This is a genomic window from Halobacterium sp. KA-6 (assembly GCF_021029015.1).
GTDB lineage: Archaea > Halobacteriota > Halobacteria > Halobacteriales > Halobacteriaceae > Halobacterium.
The window spans coordinates 120,256-141,343 of sequence record NZ_JAJJZH010000006.1; the positions used below are offsets into that span (position 1 = coordinate 120,256).

Sequence of the window (21,088 nt, forward strand, 5' to 3'; positions counted from 1 at the left end):
CCTCAGAACCGGTCGCTGCGGCCCGCTGCCGTCCACGGGTCCGTCGGCGCGCCGTCGGGCACGCGGTCGGCGTGCCCGTCGACGGCTTCGAGGCGGCCCGCGAACGTCCACTTCTCGCCGTCCCACGACTCCTCGCCGTCTTCGGCGGCCGCGGATTCGGCTTCGAGGCGCGCGAGGTGCGCGCTCACAGCGGCCGCGATGGCGGCGGCCTCCGCCTCGGTCGCGTCGTCGGGGACGGAGATGTCGTAGTCAGCGGCCATTACAGCGGGATGTTGCCGTGTTTCTTGTCGGGCGACTCCTCGCGCTTGCTCGCCAGCATCTCCAAGTCCTGAATCAGGCGCGGGCGCGTCTCAGTGGGTTCGATGACGGCGTCGAGGTAGCCGCGGTCCGCGGCCGTGTACGGGTTGGCGAACTCCTCGCGGTACTCGTCGATGAGCTGGTCGCGGAGCTCGTCCGGATTCTCCGCGTCGTCGAGCTCCTCCCGGTAGAGGACGTTCACCGCGCCCTTCGGCCCCATCACCGCGATTTCGGCGGTCGGCCACGCGTAGTTGACGTCCGCGCCGAGGTGCTTGGACGCCATTACGTCGTAGGCGCCGCCGTAGGCCTTCCGCGTGATCACCGTCAAGAGGGGGACGCTGGCCTCTGAGTACGCGTAGAGGAGTTTCGCGCCGTGGCGGATGATGCCGTTGTGCTCCTGGTCGGTGCCCGGCATGAACCCGGGGACGTCGACGAACGTGACGATGGGGATGTTGAACGAGTCGCAGAATCGGACGAACCGGCTGGCCTTCTCGGAGGCCTGGATGTCGAGGGTGCCCGCGCTCACGCGGGGCTGGTTAGCGACCACGCCTACCGAGCGGCCGTCGAGGCGCGCGAACCCGACGACCATGTTCTTCGCGTAGTTCTCCTGCACCTCGAAGAAGGAGTTCTCGTCGACGACGCTGCCCACCACGTCGGTCATGTCGTAGGGCTTGCGGGGCTCGTCGGGGACGATGGTTTCGAGGGCGCCGTCGCGGCGCTCGGGGTCGTCGTAGGGTTCGACGCGTGGTGGGTCCTCGACGTTGTTCTGGGGGAGATAGGAGAGTAGGCGCTTGATGTTGTCGAGGGCTTCCTCCTCGCTGTCGCAGGCGAAGTGCGCGACGCCGGACTCCGAGGAGTGGGTGGTCGCGCCGCCGAGTTCCTCGAAGCCGACCTGTTCGCCGGTGACCGTCTCGATGACGTCGGGGCCGGTGATGAACATGTGGCTGGTGTCTTTCACCATGAAGATGAAGTCCGTAATCGCGGGACTGTAGACCGCGCCGCCCGCGCACGGCCCCATAATGGCCGAAATCTGGGGGACGACACCACTGGCTTTCTCGTTTCGCGTGAAGATTTCCGCGAACCCGCCGAGGGCGTCGACGCCCTCCTGGATGCGGGCGCCGGCGGAGTCGTTGAGCCCGATGACGGGCGCGCCGACCTCCACGGCCTTGTCCATGACCTTCGTCACTTTCTCGGCGAACACCTCGCCGAGGCTGCCGCCGAAGACGGTGAAGTCGTGGGCGAACACGAAGACGGTGCGGCCGTTCACCTCGCCGTAGCCCGTGACCACGCCGTCCCCGGGGAGCTGTTTCTCCTCCATGCCGAAGTTGTGGCTGCGGTGGGTGCGCAGCTGGTCGAACTCGTTGAACGTGTCGTCGTCGAGGAAGTAGTCGATGCGCTCCCGGGCGGTCATCTTCCCCTTGTCGTGTTGGGACTCGATTCGGTCCTCGCCGCCGCCGAGGAGTGCGCGTTCGGTCTTCTCGCGCAGTTCCTCGATGCGCTCTTCCATCGTCATCTGATTGTGCCTTCGTTTCCCCACCGGCGGCAAAAGGATTCCGAGACGACCGCAACCCGCAGCGGCGGCGCTTGTTTACAGGACCGAGCGCGAGCGCCGCAGTCCGAGGAACGACGCGACGGCGACCGCCGCGGTGATTACGAGGAACACGCGCGTCTGGTCGAAGGTGACCCCGAGCAGCGAGAGCGGGCCGACAGCGACGCCCAGCGCGCCCGCGAGCCCGGAGACGAACGTGAAGATGAGGAACACGGGGATGACGACGCCGACCGCGTACAGCCACGGCGTCGCCAGCGACCGCGCGAGCGAGCCAGCGCCGCGCTGGAGTTCGTCGACTGCGTCCGTGCCGAGCACCCAGCCCGCGAACAGCAGGAAGCCGACGAGTCCACCGGCCAATAGGAGGTCGACGACCGGGCCGGCGACGACGCCGAATATCTCGGCGTCGAGCGCGCAGACGCTCCCGGTGACGGCGAACAGGCCGGTGAGCGCGCCGACGGCGCGACGCCGCGAGACGCCGTACTCGTCGACGAGGAACGAGACCGGAATCTCCAGCATCGAAATCGACGAGGAGAGCGCGGCCAGCAACACGACGCCGAAGAACACGACGCCGACGACCTGTCCGTAGGGGAGCGCGCCGAACGCGCCCGCGAGGCTGATGAACAGCGCGCCCGGACCGCCGCCGCCCGCGCCAGCGCCCAGCGCGAACAGGATGGGGAAGACGACGACGCCCGCGAGCACGCCGACGACCGTGTTGAGCACGGCGATGGCGGTGCCGTCAGTGACCAGCGAGCGGTCCTCGCCGAGGTAGGAGGCGTACGTCAGCATCGTGCCCGCGCCCAGCGAGAGCGTGAACAGCGCCTGGCCGGCGGCCTGCGGGAGGATGTCGAAGAAGTTCGCGCGCAGGAAGCCGATGTCCGGGGAGAGGAAGAACGCGACGCCCTCGGCTGCGCCGTCGAGTGTGACGCCCCACGCCGCGAGCGCGACGAGCAACACGACGATGGCCGGCATCATCAGTTTCGTCGCTCGCTCGATGCCACGTCGGACGCCACGGAGCACGACGAGCGCGGTGATGCCGAGGAAGAGGAGGTGGAACGCGACGGCGTCGAACCCGTAGCTGATTGCGCCGAAGTGTGCGCCGGGGTCGGCGAAGTACGCGCCCGTGAAGCTCTCCGCGAAGTAGCGCAGAATCCACCCGCCGACGACGCTGTAGAAGGAGAGGAGGACGATACCAGTGACGACGAAGACGTGGCCGAACCCCGACCAGTACTTCGAGTCGGAGAGGTCGGAGAGCGCGCCGACGGGGTTGCGTCGGGAGCGGCGGCCAATGACGAACTCCGCGAGCAACCCGGGGACGCCGACGAGCAGGACGATGCCGAGGTAGACGAGGAGGAACGCCGCGCCGCCGTTCTCGCTGGTCATCCACGGGAACCGCCAGAGGTTCCCGAGCCCCACGGCCGAGCCGACGGCCGCGAGGATGAAGCCGATTCGTGTCTGCCAGGACTCGCGTGTCATTAGGTACGCCGTAGCAACCCCCCGCATTTGAGGGTTGCGACTGACGAACCGTCAAACCGTAGAAAACACCACGTAACGACGCTAAAAGACCGTTATAGAACTGTGGGTCCGCGCCATAATCGCCACGGCGGTGACGGTTCCTAGAGTCCCGGAATCGGCGGCGCAGCGTAGATGTCCGTGACGCCGAGGTAGAGGGTCACGAACACGCCCACGAGCACGTACGTCCGAATCGACCAGAGCCACGCGGTGGCGAACGTCTCACCGCCGCTGGTGCCCTTCTTGATTTCGTCGACGGCCTCGGGGCCGTACACCCAGCCGACGAAGATGACGCCGAGCAGCACCGACAGCGGGAGCAACACGCTGTACGCGAGCGTGTCGAACCAGCCGAGCCACGCGGTGTTCCACGCGGAGAGCGTGCCGAGGACGAACAGGCCGCCGGCGAACGCGAACGCGGTGCCGGGGCGGCTGTAGCTGTAGTTGTCCACGACGTAGGAGGTGACGACCTCCAGCAGGCTGATTGCCGAGGAGAGCGCGGCGATGAGCACGACGAGGAAGAACACCGCGCCGAGCGCCTGCCCCGCGGCGCCGAGGTCGGCGAACACCTGCGCGACGGCGACGAACAGCGCACCGGGGCCGCCGCCCGCTGCGGCGTCCGGCACGCCGCCGAACTGCACGAACAGCAGCGGGATGACGACGAGGCCGGCGAGCAGGCCGACCGCGGTGTTCAGCACGACGACGAGGCTACCGTCCGCGGGGAGACTGTCGTCGTCACCGAGATAGGACGCGTACGTAATCATCGCGCCCATCCCCAGGGACAGCGAGAAGAACGCCTGGCTCACCGCGAACGGGACGATGCTGCCGAGGTTGTTCGCGAGGTAGCCGAAGTCCGGGGAGAGGTAGTAGCTGTACGCGGCCGCGGAGCCGTCGAGGGTGAACGCGTAGACGGCGAGCGCGACGAGCATGACGACGATGGACGGCACCATCAGCTTCGTCGCCTTCTCGATGCCTTCCTCGACGCCGAACGCGACGATGCCCGCGGTGATGGCCATGAAGACGGCGTGGAAGGCGATGGCCTCCCAGCCTGCGGAGACGGACGCGAAGTAGCCGGCGGCGTCACCGAAGTACGCGCCGGTCGCGCTCCCGAAGACGTACCGGATGACCCAGCCGCCGACGACGCTGTAGTAGGAGAGAATCCACAGACCCGTGAGCAGGCCGATGGCGCCCACGACCGTCCACGCGGGGTGTTTCAGTCGGTCGAACGCTTCGACGGCGTTGATGTTCGCGCGCCGCCCGACGACGAACTCCCCGAGGATGGCGGGGAGCCCGATGAGCAGGGCGGCGAGCAGGTAGACGAAGACGAACGCCGCACCGCCGTTCGTCCCGGTCTTGAACGGGAACTGCCAGATGTTTCCGAGGCCGACCGCCGACCCGACGGCCGCGAGGATGAAGCCGAGTCTCGTGGCCCAGGTTTCTCGTTCTGTCATGTTGTACCACGCCGTACCCGCGCCGTCAGTTAAAAAGCGTACGGTTTGCGAGCGAAGCCCACGCCACAGCCCCGCGAACGAGCGTCAGCCCTCGTGGGTGGCCGCGCGGTACGTCAAGTCGGCCATCGCGAGGAAGAGGAGCGTGCCCGCGACGAACGCCAGCAAGTGCAGCGGCGGCATCGAGAGCCCTTCCGCGGCGACGACGCTCCCGGGGACAACCCACTGCCCGACGACGTAGAACCACTGGACGAGCGAGCGCTCCCGGCCCTGCAGGTCGTAGTGGTCGACGGCGAAGCCGACGACGACCGCGAGAATCGAGAGCACGCCGAGGTGGGCGTGCGCGCCGACCATCCATCCCGGGAGGTTCGGCCCGCCGGGCATGACGAGGTAGGCGTTCTGCATCCCGTACAGCATCTGGACCGCGAGGCCGAGGAACCCCGACGTCTTCAGCACGCGTGTCATGGTTGTCGCATTTCAAGTAAGACAGATTAACCTTATTATCCGTTGTCATCACGTACACAAAACCACCGTGCGAGCGCCGCCCGCGTTTAAGTGGGAGAGCAGTCAACACCCGCTCATGCCCTCCGACAGACGCCTGGTCGCGGGCGGCGTAGCGCTGGTCGCTCTCACCGCCGTCGTCAGCGCGCTCGCGTACCCCGAGATGCCCGCGGAGATGGCGACCCACTGGAACGCCAGCGGCGACGTCAACGACACGATGCCGCGGGCGCTCGGACTCGTGCTGTTCCCAGTGCTGAACGCCGGCCTGTTCGCGCTGTTCGTCGCGCTCCCGCGCGTGGATCCACGAACCGACTACGAGTCGTTCCGGCCCGCGTACGACGCGCTCGCGCTCACGACGCTCGGCTTGTTCGCGTACCTCGACGTCGTGGTCGTGCTCGCGAACCTCGGCTACGCATTCGAACTCCTCCAAGCGCTGGCACCCGCAATCGGCGCGGTTTACGCCGTCGCCGGCACCGTCACCCGCCACGCCGAACAGAACTGGTTCGTCGGCGTGCGCACGCCGTGGACGCTCGAAGACGAAGCCGTCTGGGAGCAGACCAACCGCGTCGTCGGCCGCCTCTTCCAGGTGGGTGGCGTCGTCGCGGCACTCGGGGTCTTCGTTCCCGCGTACGCGCTTGCGTTCGTCCTTGCTCCCGCGCTCGTCATCGCGGTCGTCTCGTTTGGCTACTCGTACTATCTGTACCGCCAGGGCGACTGAACAGACCAGCAAAATCGCGGGGCAGCGTCCGTTCCGAACTGTGTCCACGACCCGACCGCCGGAAAGCGGCAGGGGTGAGTGAGAAGGGTTGGCTTTATGCGAACCCGCGACAGCCTTCCGAGTGCAAAATGAAGCTCCACGAGTATCAGGCGAAGCAGGTCTTCGCCGAGGCGGGCATCCCGACCCCCGGGTCGACGCTCGCCACGTCCGTCGACGAGGTCGTCGAGGCCGCGAGTGACCTCGGCTACCCCGTCGCGGTGAAGGCCCAGGTACACGTCGGCGGCCGCGGGAAGGCCGGCGGCATCAAACTCGCCGAGAACGAAACCGAAGCCCGCGAGGCCGCCGAGTCCATCCTCGGCATGGACCTCAAGGGGTACACGGTCGACAAGGTTCTCGTCGAGGAAGCAGTCGACTTCACGAACGAACTGTACGTCGGCGTCACCATGGACCGCGGCGAGGGCAAGCCCGTCGTGATGGTCTCCGAGAAAGGTGGCGTCAACATCGAGGAAGTCGCGGAGGAAGACCCCGAGGCCATCGCCCGGGAGCACGTCGACCCCGCGTTCGGCCTCCACCCCTTCCAGGCGCGGAAGGTCGTCTACGACGCCGGCATCCCCCGCGAGGTCGCGGGCGACGTCGCGTCCATCCTGACGACCCTCTACGACCTCTACGAGGACCGCGACGGCAGCGACGTCGAGGTCAACCCGCTGATGGTCACCAGCGACGACGAAGTCATCGCGGCCGACGCCGTGATGAACATCGACGAGGACGCGCTGTTCCGTCAGCCGGAACTCGCGGAAATGGAAGACGAGGCCGCCGAGGACGAACTCGAAGCCAAGGCCAACGAGTACGGCTTCGACTACGTGCGCCTCGACGGCAACGTCGGCATCATCGGCAACGGCGCCGGACTCGTGATGACGACGCTGGACCTCGTGGACTACTACGGCGGCAAGCCCGCGAATTTCCTGGACATCGGTGGCGGCGCGAAAGCCGAACGCGTCGCGAACGCCCTCGACATGGTGTTCAGCGACGAGAACGTCGACAGCGTCGTGTTCAACATCTTCGGCGGCATCACGCGCGGCGACGAGGTCGCGAAGGGCATCAACAGCGCGCTCGAACAGTTCGACGAGATTCCCAAGCGCGTCGTGGTGCGCCTCGCCGGCACGAACGCCGAGGAGGGCCGCGAGATTCTCAACGACGAGCTGGTGACCGTCGAGGAAACGCTCGAAGGCGCCGTGCAGCGCGCCGTCGAATACGCTGACACGGAGGCAGAACAATGAGCATTCTAGTCGACGACGACACCCGCGTCGTGGTACAGGGTATCACCGGCGGGGAAGGAAAGTTCCACGCCGAACAGATGATCGATTACGGCACGAACGTCGTCGCGGGCGCGGTGCCGGGCAAGGGCGGCCAGGAGGTCGCCGGCGTCCCGGTGTACGACACCGTCCACGACGCCGTCGACGAGGAGGACGCCGACGCCTCGGTCATCTTCGTGCCGCCGGCGTTCGCCGCGGACGCAATCTTCGAGGCCCTCGACACGGACCTCGACCTCGCCGTCGCCATCACCGAGGGCATCCCCACCCAGGACATGGCGAAGGTGAACAAGCGCCTGCAGGAGACCGACACGCGCCTGCAGGGGCCGAACTGCCCGGGTATCATCACGCCTGGCGAGGCGAAACTCGGCATCCTCCCCGGGAACATCTTCTCGGAGGGGAAGGTCGGGCTCGTCTCCCGCTCCGGCACGCTGACCTACCAGGTCGTGGACTCGCTCACCCAGCGCGGCATCGGCCAGACCACCGCCATCGGCATCGGGGGCGACCCCATCATCGGGACGGACTTCATCGACGCCCTCGAACTGTTCGAGGCCGACGAGGAGACCGAGGCCGTCGTGATGTGCGGCGAAATCGGCGGCGAGGACGAGGAGGAAGCCGCCGAGTACATCGCGCAGAACATGGACACGCCGGTTGCCGGCTTCATCGCGGGCCGCACCGCGCCGCCGGGCAAGCGCATGGGCCACGCGGGTGCCATTGTCTCCGGCAGCGGCACCGGTACTGCCGAGTCCAAAATCAACGCGCTCAACGAGGCAGGCGTCCCCGTCGGCGACACCCCGGAGGAAGTCGCGGACGACATCGAAGACCTGCTGTAGTCGGCACGCGCCGCTTTTCTTTCGGAAACGAGCAGCCGCGAGCCGTGGCTGTGCGGTGAGAAACGTGAGGACGGAGCGCAGGTCGCTGCGGGCTCGGACACCCCTGGCCGAGCCACGCGACCGGCGTGTGAATACACACCACGCTGGTAGTTAGGTCCAACGGCCGCGGCCAGCAGTTCTGGTTCTCCCCCTCGTGCCGCAGCAGCCCGTAAATCGTCGTTAATTCGGCTTAACCGTCCCAAAACGGCGGCCACTGTATCCCCGGTTTATACTCTAGCCGATTGACCAATCGGACACGATGACTACTACCGCCCCCGACTCGAACCTCCGGGAGTTCTGCCAGGACTGCGACCGAGCGACCCGCCACGCGGTCCGCATCGAGCTCCGCGTGGAGAACCACGCCGTGGATAACCCCGGCTGCTCGCGGGAGCCCTACCGCGTGAGCCGGTGTCTGGTCTGCGACGCCACTGACGCGCGCCGCATGAGCGACGCCTGACGCCAGCGAAACGCCTACGTGTGGGCGTGCGGACAACTGAGTGAATGGAGACCACCCACCGCGTCCACGTCGGCGACGCCCGCGACCTCCCGCTCGCCGACGACTCCGTGGACCTCGTGGTCACGTCGCCGCCGTACCCGATGATCGAGATGTGGGACGACGTCTTCGCCGCCCTCGACTCCGCCGTCGGCGACGCGCTTGACGCCGGCCACGGCGACCGCGCCCACGACCTGATGCTCTCCGTGCTCGACGACGCGTGGACGGAACTCGCGCGCGTGCTCGCCCCGGGTGGCATCGCCGTCGTCAACGTCGGTGACGCCACCCGCAACCTCGGCCGGTTCCGCGTCTACGACAACCACGCGCGCGTCACCGACGCCTTCCAGTCGCTGGGCTTCGACCCGCTCCCGGGCGTGCTCTGGCGCAAACCCACCAACTCCGCCGCGAAGTTCATGGGCAGCGGGATGGTGCCGCCGAACGCGTACGTCACGCTTGAACGCGAGCACGTCCTCGTCTTTCGGAACGGCCAGCGCCGCGAGTTCGAACCGCGCGCCGACCGCCGCTACGAGGCCGCGTACTTCTGGGAGGAGCGCAACCGCTGGTTCTCGGACGTCTGGGACGACCTCAACGGTGAGCACCAGACGCTCGCCGACCACGAGTTGCGGGAGCGCTCGGCGGCGTTCCCGCTGGAACTCCCCTACCGCCTCGTGAACATGTACTCCGTCTACGGCGACACTGTCCTCGACCCGTTCTGGGGGACCGGCACCACGAGCCTCGCCGCCGCAATCGCCGGCCGCCACTCCGTCGGCGTCGAACGCGACGACGGCCTCGCCGACGCCTTCGACGACCGCATCCGCGACGCCCCCGCGCTCTCTCGGGAGTTCGCCACCAGCCGCCTCGACGACCACCGCGCGTTCGTCGACGACTCTGGAGACGACTTCGAGTATGCCGCCGACCACTACGACACGCGCGTCCGAACAAAACAAGAACAGGCGATTCGCTTCCACGAAGTCACGGACGTCGAACCGACGCTGGACGGCTGGGAAGCAACGCACGAACCGTACGAGGAGTAGGTGGATTCGAACCGGAAGAAGTCAGTCGAGGCGAATGGAAGCGGAGCGAGACGGCCGGGCGGAGTTGAACCAGAGTAAGCCGTGCCCGCCCCGCTGCGCGCGACTTGCAGGGTTCAACCCCTTCCGACGTCATTCACGCAGTCACGACGCGGCCAGGGACACACGCGTCGCTGGCTGGCGTCGGTTCAAGGAGAAGTGGGTCGGGGCGGAGTTGAACCGCCGACCTGCTCCGTGTGAAGGAGCCGTCATAACCGGACTAGACCACCGACCCGCGCACCAGATAATACCCGCAGGCCGCCATTAAGGCTTGCGTTTAGTCGACGCGCGGAGTGATGCACCGAACCACGCCCCGATGCCCGCCACCGATAGATTTTAGTCGTTTTGGGCAAACCTAAAAGTCGTGCGGCGGACGCCGCCGGCCGTCCGTCCGCGTCTGTCCCAGCCTGTCACCCGTCGGCACCAACCGCGTCCCACACGGGACGAAGGCATCATCTCGTCCGCGCGCCGTCAGTACGACGGCGACTCCTCGCGGACACCTGCTTCCAGATTCGCCAGCCGCGCGAACACGAACAGCGCGTCGGAGAGCCGGTTCAGGTACGCGATTGCGGTCTCGTTGACCTCGTCCTCGTGGTCGGCGAGCGCGACCGCGCGACGCTCGGCGCGCCGGCAGACCGCTCGCGCGTGGTGGAGGCTCGCGCCCGATTCGTCGCCGCCCGGCAGGATGAACGACTCCAGCGGTTCCAATTGTTCCTCGCAGGCGTCTATCCACGCCTCGACCTGGTTGACGTGCTCCTCGGTGACGACTGGGTCGCCTTCCTCTGGTTCCGGGTTGGCGAGGTCCGCCTGCACGACGTGGAGGTGATTCTGGGCGGCCTCCAGGTACTCGTCGAGTTCGTCGACGCCAGTCGGCCGCACCGTCCCGAGGAGCGCGTTCACCTCGTCGACGGTGCCGTACGCTTCGATGCGCGGGCTGGTCTTCGACACCCGCGTCATGTCCCGGAGGTCCGTCTTCCCAGTGTCGCCGCGGCGCGTGTAGATTTTCATGTGAGAGTGCGTTCGACGTACGTCAGGATGTTCTCGCTCTCGGCCATCGTCACGCCGTGGTCGTCGTCCACGAGCACGGGGACGCCGCGCTGGCCGCTCACGCGCTTGACCTCGTTGCGTTCGGAGTGCATCGCGTCCACCCAGACCGTCTCGTAGTCGACGCCCGCGTCGTCGAGCGCGTCCGCGGCCTTCTCGCAGTACGGGCAGCCGTCCAGTTCGTAGAGTATCAGACTCATACCGTCCCTTTGCGGGGCGGCGGCAAAGTAGTTGGTCCCGAACCGTTTTGCCCCCGCACGCCGTCGCCTCGTGCGTGCCATCGAACCTCTTCGAGACGACGTTCGCCGTCGGCGAAGTCGTCGCCGCAGAACCGTTCCCGGAAGCCCGCAAGCCCGAACTCGCGAAACTTGACGTCGACCTCGGCGAGGAGGTCGTCCAGTCGGCCGCGCAGACCGGCTACAACTACGACCCCGACGACCTCGTCGGCCGGCAGGTGTTGTGCGCGACGAACCTCGGCACGGTCAACATCGCGGGCTACGAGTCGGAAGTGCTCACCGTCGGCGTCCCGGACGAAAATGGCAACCCCGTGCTCGTCGGCCCGGACGAGGACGTACCGCTGGGCGGCGAACTCTACTAGTTACTAGTCGCCGGCTTCGACGACCTCGTAGCCGACGTTGCGCTCGCGCAACGGGTCGGTGTGCTCGGAGAGCCGGTCAGTCGTCGCCACGAGCAACACGGACAGTCCCTTGCTCGCGGCTTCCGGGACGGCTTCGGCGGTCCCGAAGCGGATGTCGGGCTCGACGCCAGCGTCCCGCACGGCGACGAGTGCTTCGACGCCCGCAGCAGCCACGCGGTCGTGTTCCGCAAGCCGGTCTTCGACGACGTCCTTGGCGAGCGCGCGACTCCCGCCCTCTCGAACAGTCGGAACCGAGAGCACGGTAACTTCGCCGGGCTGGTAGTCGAGCATTCCCTCGAACTCCGCGGCACCAACGTCCTGGCCGGGTTCGGCCGACGTGACTGCGACGGCTGTGGCGCTGCCGACATCGCCGGGCGTGGCGTGCATCACGCCGTCCTGCATCGCGAGCGTGACGCGCTGGCCCTCCTGGATTTCCGCGGTGGCGATGGCGGTGTCGACCTCGACCTCTTCGATGACGTTCTCGGAGACGTACTCCACGAACGACCGGAGGTCGTCGGTCTGGGAAATGAGCCAGTCGACCCCCTCCTTGGTGACCTCGTAGCGGCCGCGGCCGTGCTTGCGCACGTGGCCGTCCTCGACGAGGTCGCCGAGGTAGTCGCTGACCGCTTGCGCGGTGACGCCGATGGCTTCCGCGATTTCGCGCTGGCTGACCGCGGGCTGGCGTTCGGCGATTTCGACGAGTATCTGGTAGCGTGTGGCGTTGCGCTTGCTCCGGAGAACCCCCAGCTCCCCGACGGTGCTCGAATCGCTCATTCACCACGACCTGACGCGTCCCTAATTCAAGTATCTTTGTACAAACTCCGTCCTCGGTTGCGCTACTGGCCGTTTCGCCGGCCGTAACAAAAATACACTTTCTCTAATACAACCAAAATTGTTTTAGGCGCTACTGCTGTTGTGTTCGGTGATGGCTCAGACCCGACTCCCCCACGACGCCAAAGCCGGACCGACCAAATCGGAGGTGCGAGCAGTCCTCCGGGCCAAGCTCGCGCTCGGACCCGACGACCACTTCGCCGAAGTCGGCTCCTGCACGGGCGCAGTCACAGCCGACGCAGCCCGCGACGCTGGCCGCGTCACCGCCGTCGAGCGCAAGCGCGAGCGCGTCGAGACCACCGAACGCAACCTCGCAGCGAACGGCCTCGCGGACGCCGTCGACGTCCGCGAGGCCGAAGCTCCCAATGGCCTCCCCGAGGACGCCGACGCGCTGTTCCTCGGCGGCAGCCGGAACTACGAGGCCGTCCTCGACTACGCCGTCGACGCGAGCGTCGAGACGGTCGTGATGAATGTCTCCCGTCTGGAGGTCGCGGGCGCTGCCACCGAGGCGTTCCGCGAACGAGACCTCCTGGAGGAGGTCGTCCAGTTCCAGGTGAGCCACGGCTACGAGCTCGCGGGCGCGACCTCCTTCGACTCCCAGAACCCCGTCTACATGCTCGTCGGGAGCGCCACCGAGGACGCCGCGGAGGGCGACCGATGACCCTCTACGGTGTCGGCCTCGGTCCTGGCGAAGCCGACCTCGTGACCGTGCGCGGGAAGCGTGTCCTCGAAACCGTGGATGTCGTCTACTCGCCTGGCCGGCTCTCGCGGACGGTCGCCACCGAACACGTCCCCGAGTCGCGCATCGGCGACCTCGACTTCCCGATGACGCGGGACCCACAGGAACTCCGCGACGCGTGGCGGGACGCCGCCGCGGAAGTCGCACCGCGTGCCAGCGACGGGGACGCCGCGTTCGTGACGCTCGGCGACCCGAACGTCTACTCGACGTTCGGCCACCTCCGCCGCACGCTCGACGCTTTCCACCCCGACGTGGACGTGGAGGTAGTCCCGGGCGTCAGCGCGGTCACCGCGTTCGCCACCGCGCTCGGCGTGGAAATCGACGCTGGTGCAGGGCTCGCGCTCCGCGAGGCCGCCCAGGGGAAATCCCCGACTGGCCCGGACCGCATGGTCCTGTTCAAGGTCACGGACGCGCCCGCGACCCACGACGGCCTCGTGGACGCCGGCTACGACGTCACGTACGGCCGTCGGCTGTTCATGGAGCAGGGCGACGAGCGCGTGACGAGCGACCCCACCGAAATCGCCGAGCGGGACTACTACACGCTCGCGTACGCCGAACGCGCGGACTTACGGAAGGACCGCCCGACGGCCTTCGAGGACGCCCGCGACGGTGCAGACAGTCCTAATGGAGTGGTCGGCGGTGACTGACGCGACGGACCCGCAGGCCGCCATCGACGCCGCCAGCGAGCAGCGCGAACGCGGCCGCGACCCCCGCGTCTACGAGCACACCGCCGGCGATGTCCAAGAGGGCATCCCGTTCATCGGCGCTGGCCCGGGTGACCCCGGCCTGCTCACGGTGACCGGAAAGGAACTCGTCGAGGATGCAGACCTCGTCGTACACGCCGGCTCGCTCGTGAACAGCGAACTCCTAGACGAGTACTGCGCGGACGCCGAGACCGTCTCCTCCGTGGGGAAGGACCTCGAAGAACTGATACCGCTGATGCGGGACGCCCACGAGGACGGCCGCACCGTCGTCCGCCTGCACAGCGGCGACCCCGCAATCTACGGCGCGGCCCTGGAGCAGATGGACGCCCTCGAACAAGAAGGCGTCCCGACGTACATCGTTCCCGGCGTCACGTCGGCGTTCGCGGCGTCGGCGACGCTACGCACGCAACTCACGCTGAACGGCACCGCGAACCACGTCGCATTCACACGCCCGCAAGGACGCACGCTTGACCCGGAGGACGACCACGTCTCCGACTTCGTCGAGATGGGCGACGTGACGACCTGCATCTACCTCGGCACGCACGCCATCCCGGACGTGATGGACCGACTCCGCGACGACGGCCACGACCCCGACACCCCCGTTACCATCGTCTACCACGCGTCGTGGCCCGACGAGGACGTCATCGAAGGCACCGTCGAAACCATCGGCGAGAAAGTCGAGAACGCGGGGTACCGAGCCTCCGCGCTCGTCGTTATCGGCGACGCTGGGGCGGGCGCGAACTACGACCGCTCGTACCTCTACGGCGACTGGGCGAACCGTAGCGGCAGCGAGAGCGAGGCGGATGACTAACCATGAGCACCGACAGCAACGACAGCGACGGTTCTGGAGCGCACTGTTCGACGCCCGACTCCGACGGGGAGGTCGCCGAAGACATCGCCATCGTGGCGTTTGAGCGGAAGATGAGCACCGCCGAGGACATCGTGGCGGGCATCGGCGACCGCTACGACTCCATCGAGATTCTGGAGTACCACGGCGACGTCTTCGAGGAGCACTGGGGCGAGTACGACTGCTTCGTCGGACTGATGGCCTCCGGCATCGCGATGCGCAAGACCGCGGGCCTGCTCGACGACAAGTGGGACGACCCCGCGGTCGTCGTGGTCGACGAGGAACTCACGTGGGCGATTCCGCTCACCGGCGGCCACCACGGCGCGAACCAGGTCGCCGACGACCTCGCGTCGATGGGTGCGGTACCGGCCGTGACCACGGCCAGCGAGGCCGCGGGCAAGCAGGGCGTCGAAGAGCGCGCGCGAGCCCTCGACGCGCACGTCGTCAACGGCGACTCCACAGTCGCGACGAACCTCGCGGTCCTCGACGAGAATCTCGGCCCGGTCGCGCGCCTCGACGGCCCCGCGGCCGTGCTCGCCGACGACGACGTCACCGTCCTCAAGCGCAACGGCGACGACGGCGTCGTCCTCGGAACGGGCAGCGTCTCCGGCGCGAAGAAACAGCAATTCCTCGACGCGTGGGCGGCCAGCCTCGAACCCACGGACTACAACCTCGACGACGTGGAGTTCATCGCGACGGGCACCCGGAAAGCGGACGAAGACGGACTGCTCGCCGCTGCCGAGGAACTCGATTTGGGCGTCGTCTCCTTCGAGAAGGAGACCCTCGAAGACCACGAGGGCCCGACGCCCTCGCGCTCGAAGGAACTCATCGGCTGGCCCGGCATCGCGGAGGCGTCCGCAATCGCGGGCGGCCACGACCACGACCTGCTCGTTGAGAAGGAGCGCTACGACGAGGCCGTGACAGTGGCGGTGGGACGATGAGCGCTGATACATCTACCGACAGCGATGCCGCCACTGCTACCGACACCAGCGACTACGGCACGCTGTACGTCGTCGGCATCGGCCCCGGCCTTCCTGGCGGAATGACCCAGCGCGCGAAAGACGTCGTCCGAACCGCGGACTGCGTGGTCGCGTCGAACCTCTACCAGGAGTTCCTGCGGCGGGACGGCACCCTCCCACCAGAGGACGCCGGCGAGCGTCCCGACCAGGAAATCGTGCGGTCGACGATGGGCCGGCAGGTCGAACTCGCTCGCGAGGCGTTCGAACGCGTGCGCGACGGCGACGACGTCGCGCACGTCTCCGGCGGCGACCCGAACGTCTACGGGAAGTCCGACTTGGTCTACCTGATGGCAGAGGAGGACGAGGCGTACGACGTCCCCATCGAAATCGTGCCAGGCGTGACGGCGGCGCTGGGCGGCGCGGCGAACCTCGGCGCGCCGCTGTCGAACGACTTCTGCACCATCTCCCTCTCGGAGAAGTGGCGCGGCTGGGAGGAAATCGAGGAGAAACTCCGCGCGGCTGCCATCAGCGGGTTCGTCGTCGTCCTCTACAACTGCTGGCGGGACTACGAGCGCGCCGTCCGGGTGCTCCGCGAGGAGCGCGCGGACGACGTGCCCGTCGCCATCGTCAACGACGCAGGGCGCGGCGACGCCGGCCGGAACACCGAGGGCGAGACGCACACCGTGACGACGCTCGGCGAGGTCGCCGACCACGACGAGAAGGTCGGCGGCATGGGCACCTCGATTCTCGTCGGGAACCACGAGACGGAGGTATGGACCAACGACCACCGCGAACACCTCGTCACCCCGCGCGGCGGGCGTGACGTCGAGGACTTCTGATGAGCACTGACGACACCACCACCGAGACCGACGCATCGACTTCCAACTGTGGCGCAGCGAGCACGACGGACTCGTCCAGCGAGTCGACGTGCGGCGCGTCCAGCAGCACCGACTCGTCGTCTTCGTCGTGTGGCGCGTCCGAGAGCACCGAGGAGAAGGTTGGCTCGACCGCCGACGACTTCGACGCTGACCCCGGCAAACTCACCGCAGTGGGTCTCGGGCCCGGTCAGCCCGAGGGGATGACCGAGCGCGCGAAGGCCGCGCTCGCGGACGCCGAGCACATCGTCGGGTACACGACGTACATCGACCTCATCCCCGACGACATCACCGACGACGCGGAGGACATCTACGACACGCCGATGTGCGGCGAGGTCTCCCGCACGGAGGAGGCTATCGACCGCGCGCTCGCGGGCAACGACGTCGCCATCGTCGGGAGCGGCGACCCGAACGTCTACGCGCTGGCGGGGCTCGCGCTCGAAATCGTGGAGTCGAAGGGCGCGACCGCGTCCGCACTGGACTTCGAGGTCGTGCCGGGCGTCCCCGCGGCGCAGTCCTGTGGGGCACGGCTCGGCGCGCCGCTCGTGAACGACTCCGTGAGCGTCTCGCTGTCGGACCACCTCACGCCGATGCCGGAAATCGAGTCGCGGCTGCACGCCGTCGCCGGCGAGGGGTTCACCATCTCCATCTACAACCCGTGGAGCCGCAAGCGCCGCGAGAACTTCCAGAAGGCCTGCGAGATTCTGCTCGCGCACCGCGACGCGGACACCCCCGTGGGTATCGTCCACGGCGCGGGCCGCGAGGACGAGGAAATCGAACTCACGACGTTGGGCGAGCTGGAGTCGTACGGCGAGACCGACCTCGTGGACATGACTACGACCGTCGTCGTCGGCAACGAGGACACGTACGTCTTCGACGACCGGATGGTCACTCCGCGCGGCTACGAGACGAAGTACGACTACTGATGTACCGAGTGACAATCGACCGCGACGCCTGCGACGGCGTGTTCGCGTGCCTGACGCGCGACCCGCGGTTCGTCGAGGACGACGACGGCATCGCCACGCTTGACCCGGACGCGGACCCCGCGCCGCCCGACGACAGCGATGACGGAACTATCGAGCGAGACGACGAAACGGTGGTCGGAACGTTCGACGACGAGCGCGTCGCGGACGCTGAGGACGCCGCGGCGGCGTGCCCGTTCGACGCCATCACCGTCGAAGCCGTGGAGGGCGAGCCGTGAGCACCGACGAATCCGACGTGGCCGTGCCGGCGTCCGCGCTCGCCGCGCACCCCGAGACCGCGTACTTCTGGGGGTACGTCGCGGGCGCGGGGGAACTCGGCGACACTTGCGTGACTGTCGAGACGAGCGACGAGGCCGTCGCCGACAAACTCGCAGCCATCGCCGGCGGCGAGCGCACCGGCCACCGCGTTGAGGAACGCGAGTACGCCCACGACACGTCGATTACGCGCCGCGAGGACGAGTACACCGTGCAGGTGTTCGGCGGGCTCGCGGCCCGCGCGGCGGCCGCGTTCGGCCTGCCCATTTCGGGTGAGGCGGGCGGCTACCGGCTGGACGCGCTCGCCGACCACGACCGTCAACTCCTCCGCGGACTCGTCGAAGCCTGCGGCACGGTCTGCTTCAAGTCCTCGTCGGGCACCGTGGGGCTCTCGTTCGTCCACGACGACCGCGCGCTCCTCGACACGGTTCAGTCGCTCCTCGACGACGCGCCCGTGGACGCGCCGTACGGCGAATTGGCCGACGCCTCCTCGGGCTACTACTTCAGCGTCGAGGACGACGCCGTCCCGGAAGTCGGTGCGTGGCTCTACGAGGGCAGCGAGGCGTCTGGGCTGTTCGCGCCGTCGCGCCGCCGGAAGCTCCGGCGGAGCCTCGAACAGGCTGAAGACGTCGACGTCTCGCTGGAGGTGGGGCCGTGAGCCGCACCGACGAGGCGACGGCCAGCCTGAACGACGAAGCCGTCCTGCTGGTCGGCCACGGCTCGCGCCGCGAAGAGTCCAACGAGCAAGTGCGCACGCTCGCTGCGGACCTCGAAGCGCGGCTGGGCGTACCCGTGGACGCGGGGTTCCTCGAACTCGCGGAGCCGTCGATTGCGGACGCCATCGACGCGCTCGCGCCCGCCGTCTCCAGCATCTCCGTGGTCCACCTGTCGCTGTTCGCCGCCAGCCACGTCAAGAACGACGTGCCCGCGGCGCTCCGGCAGGCGCGCGCCGACCACCCCGACGTGGCCTTCGACAACGGCTCGCATCTTGGCGTCCACCCGGCCATCGTCGACCTGCTGGACGACCGCGCCGCGAGCGTCGAGGCCGACCTCGGCGTCGACCGCGCGAGCGACGACGTGGCGGTCGTGCTGTGCGCTCGCGGGTCCAGCGATCCGGATGCGAACGCCGACGTCCACAAACTCGCTCGCCTGCTCTACGAAGGCCGCGAGTTCTCCCGCGTGGACGCGACGTTTATCGGCGTCACGGAGCCGACACTCGCGGACACGCTCCACGACGTCGCCAAACACCGCCCGGACGCCGTGGTCGTCCTGCCGTACATGCTCGGCGATGGCGTGCTCACGGGCCGCATCCGGGACGGAGCCGCCGACTTTGACGCCGAATACCCCTACGTGGAAGCGGCCTGTGGCGACCCGCTGGGCACGGACCCCCGGCTGCTGGACGTGCTCGGCGACCGCTGGCAGGAAGCCCGCACGGGCAGCGTCGAGATGTCCTGTGACACCTGCAAGTACAAGGTCGAGTTGGACGGCTACGAGGAGGACGTCGGCGGCGCGAAGGCGATGCTGCGCGCGCTCGACCACCGCGAAGCCCACGCCGACCGCGAGAACGTCGCCGACGACCCCCACGCCCACGACGCGCCCGACAAGCACGTCGCCGTCTGCACGAACCAGACGTGCGCGGCGGACGGCGCGCCCGCAGTCCTCGAACGCCTCCGGCAAGCCGCCCAAGACGCCGACGACGGGAACGTGCGCGTCACGCGCTCGTCGTGCCTCGGCCAGTGCGGGGACGGTCCGAACGTCGCCGTCTACCCGGACGGCGTCTGGTACCAGCGCGTCGCCCCCGACGACGCCGACCGCATCGTCGCCTCGCACCTCGACCGCGAGCGCATCGTCGCCGACCTCGACTCACAGCTACTATGACCTGCCACGAACTCGAAGCCCTGCGACTCGGCCTCATGAACGTCCTCGGCACTACCGACCGGAGCGCCCGCGAGCACGCCGAGAAGGAACTAGAGGGACACCTCGACGGCCCCATCGAGGGGCTGGCGAACGCCGACTCCCTCTCGGAACTCCAGCGCCACCTCGACGCCGCGCTCGTCGACCTCGAAGAGGAGGTCGCCGCGACCGACGAGAGCGACCCCGAGTACGACTACCTCCGTGGCCGCCTCGTCGCGGTGCGAGACGCCGAGCGCTCGCTGGCCCGCCTCGCGGACCACGGCGACTCGTTCCTCGACGACCTCGGCGAGACCCACCACTCACTGCACGATGCCTTCCCGGCAGACGAGTAGTCGCGCGGTCGAGTTAGGGGGCGTCCAACCGAACGGCTCCCGGCAACTCGGCCGCCGGTCGAGCGTCTGTCTCACCGACGACGGCGCCGTCGCCGGCCTCGCTGACGGGACGGTCGCGGCGTACGACGGCGACCCGACCGAACGGTGGCGAAACGAGGCCGACGACCGAGGGAGCGTCGTCGCGCTCGCACCCTTCGCGGACGGCGTGCTCGCCGGTGAGCGCGGCGTTGACGGCGAGATACGCCTCCACGACGCCGACACTGGCAACGTGCGCTGGCGGTACCGGACCGCAGACGACGTCGGCGACCCGGAACGGGAGACGCGGTTCTACCTGCCGTTCGTCGCCGACGTGGCGGTTAGCGACGGCGGGGAGCGCGCGTTCGTCGCTGCGCGCCGCTACGAGCGCGGCCCGGACGGCGGCCGGAACTTCCGGAGCGCGGTCTACGCGTTCGAGGCGGACGGGAGCGTCGCGTGGCGGTTCGCGGCCGACGCGTCGCCGATTAGCCTCGCCGCGGACGGCGACCGCGTGGCCGTCGCGTACAACCGCTGTCCCGGCCACCACGGCGCTGGGCTGGTCGTTCTGGACGCCTACACGGGCGAGGAGCGACGGCGCTGGGACCCGCCGGGAGGCGGCGACCGGCGCGTCGGCGACGTCGCGCTCGCGCCGGACGGGTTCGTCGCCGCGAGCCACGCGGACTACCGCGGCTACCGCATCGACGGCGACGGCGTCCGGTGGGCCGTCGACCTCGGGCGGCCGGTCGACCGCGGCCACGAGACGGTGTACACGTACCCGAACCACGTCCACGCGACCGCTGCCGGAGCGCTGTTCGTCACCGGGAACACCTACCCCGAGGAGGGCCGCGAGACCGACGCGCGTCACCCCAGCGAGCACACCGCGGTCGGCGTGGCGGCGGATGGCGAACAGAGGTTCGCCGACCATGTCGGTGGCTTCGCGCACGAGACGGCGATTCACGGTGACCGGCTCGCAGTGCCAGTCGCCCAGCACTTCCGAGAGCGCGACCCCGCGCGCCACGGCGTCCGCGTCTACGACGTCGAGGGAGGACGCACGGAGTCGTGGAGCGCAGCGGGCGTCGTCACGGCGGCAGCAGTCGACGCTGACCGCGTCACGGGCGTCGAAGAACCAGTCACGTACCACGACGACGGCGAACAGCGGGGCGCGTACCGGCTCCGGCTGTTCGACTGA

General features: G+C 68.3%; 25 protein-coding genes and 1 tRNA gene. 17 read left to right on the plus strand and 9 right to left on the minus strand.

Annotation, left to right across the window (positions count from 1 at the left end):
- Positions 1-2 precede the first annotated feature (2 nt).
- The 5 genes from LPA46_RS12995 to LPA46_RS13015 form a co-directional block, all read right to left on the minus strand.
- Entirely contained in the window at positions 3-260 is a 258-nt protein-coding gene (locus tag LPA46_RS12995) for an acc operon protein (protein ID WP_230892842.1), read from the minus strand.
- Positions 260-1,804 carry an acyl-CoA carboxylase subunit beta gene (locus LPA46_RS13000; RefSeq protein WP_442908254.1) on the minus strand — a complete coding sequence of 515 codons (1,545 nt, stop codon included), beginning with the start codon at positions 1,802-1,804 and terminating at the stop codon, positions 260-262. The genes LPA46_RS12995 and LPA46_RS13000 overlap by 1 nt, the downstream gene beginning before the upstream one ends.
- Positions 1,805-1,885: 81 nt before the next feature.
- Positions 1,886-3,319 carry a sodium-dependent transporter gene (locus LPA46_RS13005; RefSeq protein WP_230889115.1) on the minus strand — a complete coding sequence of 478 codons (1,434 nt, stop codon included), beginning with the start codon at positions 3,317-3,319 and terminating at the stop codon, positions 1,886-1,888.
- Between the two features lie 140 nt (positions 3,320-3,459).
- Entirely contained in the window at positions 3,460-4,803 is a 1,344-nt protein-coding gene (locus LPA46_RS13010; protein WP_230889116.1) for a sodium-dependent transporter, read from the minus strand.
- 84 nt (positions 4,804-4,887) lie between these two features.
- Entirely contained in the window at positions 4,888-5,265 is a 378-nt protein-coding gene (locus LPA46_RS13015) for a hypothetical protein (RefSeq protein ID WP_230889117.1), read from the minus strand.
- Between the two features lie 115 nt (positions 5,266-5,380).
- On the opposite strand from LPA46_RS13015, the gene LPA46_RS13020 reads away from it, so the two are divergent.
- The 5 genes from LPA46_RS13020 (at position 5,381) to LPA46_RS13040 (ending at position 9,728) form a co-directional block, all read left to right on the plus strand.
- Positions 5,381-6,019, plus strand: coding sequence for an SdpI family protein (locus LPA46_RS13020; RefSeq protein WP_230892844.1), 639 nt, complete (start codon positions 5,381-5,383; stop codon positions 6,017-6,019).
- Positions 6,020-6,147: 128 nt separating this feature from the next.
- Entirely contained in the window at positions 6,148-7,296 is a 1,149-nt protein-coding gene (gene sucC, locus LPA46_RS13025) for an ADP-forming succinate--CoA ligase subunit beta (protein WP_230892845.1), read from the plus strand.
- Complete coding sequence (sucD, locus tag LPA46_RS13030) at positions 7,293-8,162, plus strand: succinate--CoA ligase subunit alpha (protein WP_230889120.1); 870 nt, start codon at positions 7,293-7,295, stop codon at positions 8,160-8,162. Before sucC ends, sucD begins: the two co-directional genes overlap by 4 nt.
- Before the next feature lie 298 nt (positions 8,163-8,460).
- Entirely contained in the window at positions 8,461-8,658 is a 198-nt protein-coding gene (locus LPA46_RS13035; RefSeq protein WP_230889121.1) for a DUF7835 family putative zinc beta-ribbon protein, read from the plus strand.
- A gap of 44 nt (positions 8,659-8,702) precedes the next feature.
- Positions 8,703-9,728: a DNA-methyltransferase gene (locus tag LPA46_RS13040; protein WP_230892846.1), complete on the plus strand. Its 1,026-nt coding sequence runs from the start codon at positions 8,703-8,705 to the stop codon at positions 9,726-9,728.
- A 196-nt stretch (positions 9,729-9,924) separates the two neighbouring features.
- On the opposite strand, the gene LPA46_RS13045 is transcribed toward LPA46_RS13040, so the two are convergent.
- From LPA46_RS13045 to LPA46_RS13055, 3 genes are all read right to left on the minus strand, one after another.
- A tRNA-Val gene (locus tag LPA46_RS13045) sits at positions 9,925-9,999 on the minus strand.
- Positions 10,000-10,235: 236 nt separating this feature from the next.
- Positions 10,236-10,772 carry a cob(I)yrinic acid a,c-diamide adenosyltransferase gene (locus LPA46_RS13050; RefSeq protein WP_230892847.1) on the minus strand — a complete coding sequence of 179 codons (537 nt, stop codon included), beginning with the start codon at positions 10,770-10,772 and terminating at the stop codon, positions 10,236-10,238.
- A complete protein-coding gene (locus LPA46_RS13055) occupies positions 10,769-11,008 on the minus strand; it encodes a glutaredoxin family protein (protein ID WP_230892848.1) in 240 nt (79 codons plus the stop codon). The genes LPA46_RS13050 and LPA46_RS13055 overlap by 4 nt, the downstream gene beginning before the upstream one ends.
- Positions 11,009-11,082: 74 nt before the next feature.
- Between LPA46_RS13055 and LPA46_RS13060 the strand changes: the two genes are divergently transcribed.
- Positions 11,083-11,406: a tRNA-binding protein gene (locus LPA46_RS13060; protein ID WP_230892849.1), complete on the plus strand. Its 324-nt coding sequence runs from the start codon at positions 11,083-11,085 to the stop codon at positions 11,404-11,406.
- 3 nt (positions 11,407-11,409) lie between these two features.
- On the opposite strand, the gene LPA46_RS13065 is transcribed toward LPA46_RS13060, so the two are convergent.
- Positions 11,410-12,219, minus strand: coding sequence for a DUF7839 domain-containing protein (locus LPA46_RS13065; protein ID WP_230889126.1), 810 nt, complete (start codon positions 12,217-12,219; stop codon positions 11,410-11,412).
- Between the two features lie 151 nt (positions 12,220-12,370).
- Here LPA46_RS13065 and cbiT point away from each other — a divergent pair, with 151 nt between their 5' ends.
- From cbiT to LPA46_RS13120, 11 genes are read left to right on the plus strand one after another with little or no spacing between them, the layout of a single operon-like run.
- Entirely contained in the window at positions 12,371-12,937 is a 567-nt protein-coding gene (cbiT, locus tag LPA46_RS13070; RefSeq protein WP_230892850.1) for a precorrin-6Y C5,15-methyltransferase (decarboxylating) subunit CbiT, read from the plus strand.
- Positions 12,934-13,662, plus strand: a complete 729-nt coding sequence (locus LPA46_RS13075; protein ID WP_230892851.1) for a cobalt-factor II C(20)-methyltransferase — start codon at positions 12,934-12,936, stop codon at positions 13,660-13,662. The genes cbiT and LPA46_RS13075 overlap by 4 nt, the downstream gene beginning before the upstream one ends.
- Entirely contained in the window at positions 13,640-14,530 is an 891-nt protein-coding gene (locus LPA46_RS13080; protein WP_230892909.1) for a cobalt-precorrin-4/precorrin-4 C(11)-methyltransferase, read from the plus strand. Before LPA46_RS13075 ends, LPA46_RS13080 begins: the two co-directional genes overlap by 23 nt.
- Before the next feature lie 2 nt (positions 14,531-14,532).
- Positions 14,533-15,507 carry a cobalt-precorrin 5A hydrolase gene (cbiG, locus tag LPA46_RS13085; RefSeq protein WP_230889129.1) on the plus strand — a complete coding sequence of 325 codons (975 nt, stop codon included), beginning with the start codon at positions 14,533-14,535 and terminating at the stop codon, positions 15,505-15,507.
- Positions 15,504-16,364 carry a precorrin-3B C(17)-methyltransferase gene (locus tag LPA46_RS13090; protein WP_230892852.1) on the plus strand — a complete coding sequence of 287 codons (861 nt, stop codon included), beginning with the start codon at positions 15,504-15,506 and terminating at the stop codon, positions 16,362-16,364. Before cbiG ends, LPA46_RS13090 begins: the two co-directional genes overlap by 4 nt.
- A complete protein-coding gene (cobJ, locus tag LPA46_RS13095; RefSeq protein ID WP_230892853.1) occupies positions 16,364-17,326 on the plus strand; it encodes a precorrin-3B C(17)-methyltransferase in 963 nt (320 codons plus the stop codon). Before LPA46_RS13090 ends, cobJ begins: the two co-directional genes overlap by 1 nt.
- The gene (locus LPA46_RS13100; RefSeq protein ID WP_230892854.1) at positions 17,326-17,601 is read left to right on the plus strand and encodes a ferredoxin; all 276 of its coding nucleotides are present in this window, start codon (positions 17,326-17,328) and stop codon (positions 17,599-17,601) included. The genes cobJ and LPA46_RS13100 overlap by 1 nt, the downstream gene beginning before the upstream one ends.
- Positions 17,598-18,296, plus strand: coding sequence for a cobalamin biosynthesis protein (locus LPA46_RS13105; RefSeq protein ID WP_230892855.1), 699 nt, complete (start codon positions 17,598-17,600; stop codon positions 18,294-18,296). The genes LPA46_RS13100 and LPA46_RS13105 overlap by 4 nt, the downstream gene beginning before the upstream one ends.
- On the plus strand, positions 18,293-19,516 hold the full coding sequence (locus tag LPA46_RS13110) for a CbiX/SirB N-terminal domain-containing protein (RefSeq protein ID WP_230892856.1): 1,224 nt from the start codon (positions 18,293-18,295) through the stop codon (positions 19,514-19,516). The genes LPA46_RS13105 and LPA46_RS13110 overlap by 4 nt, the downstream gene beginning before the upstream one ends.
- Entirely contained in the window at positions 19,513-19,884 is a 372-nt protein-coding gene (locus LPA46_RS13115; protein WP_230892857.1) for a DUF3209 family protein, read from the plus strand. Before LPA46_RS13110 ends, LPA46_RS13115 begins: the two co-directional genes overlap by 4 nt.
- On the plus strand, positions 19,862-21,088 hold the full coding sequence (locus LPA46_RS13120; protein WP_230892858.1) for an outer membrane protein assembly factor BamB family protein: 1,227 nt from the start codon (positions 19,862-19,864) through the stop codon (positions 21,086-21,088). The genes LPA46_RS13115 and LPA46_RS13120 overlap by 23 nt, the downstream gene beginning before the upstream one ends.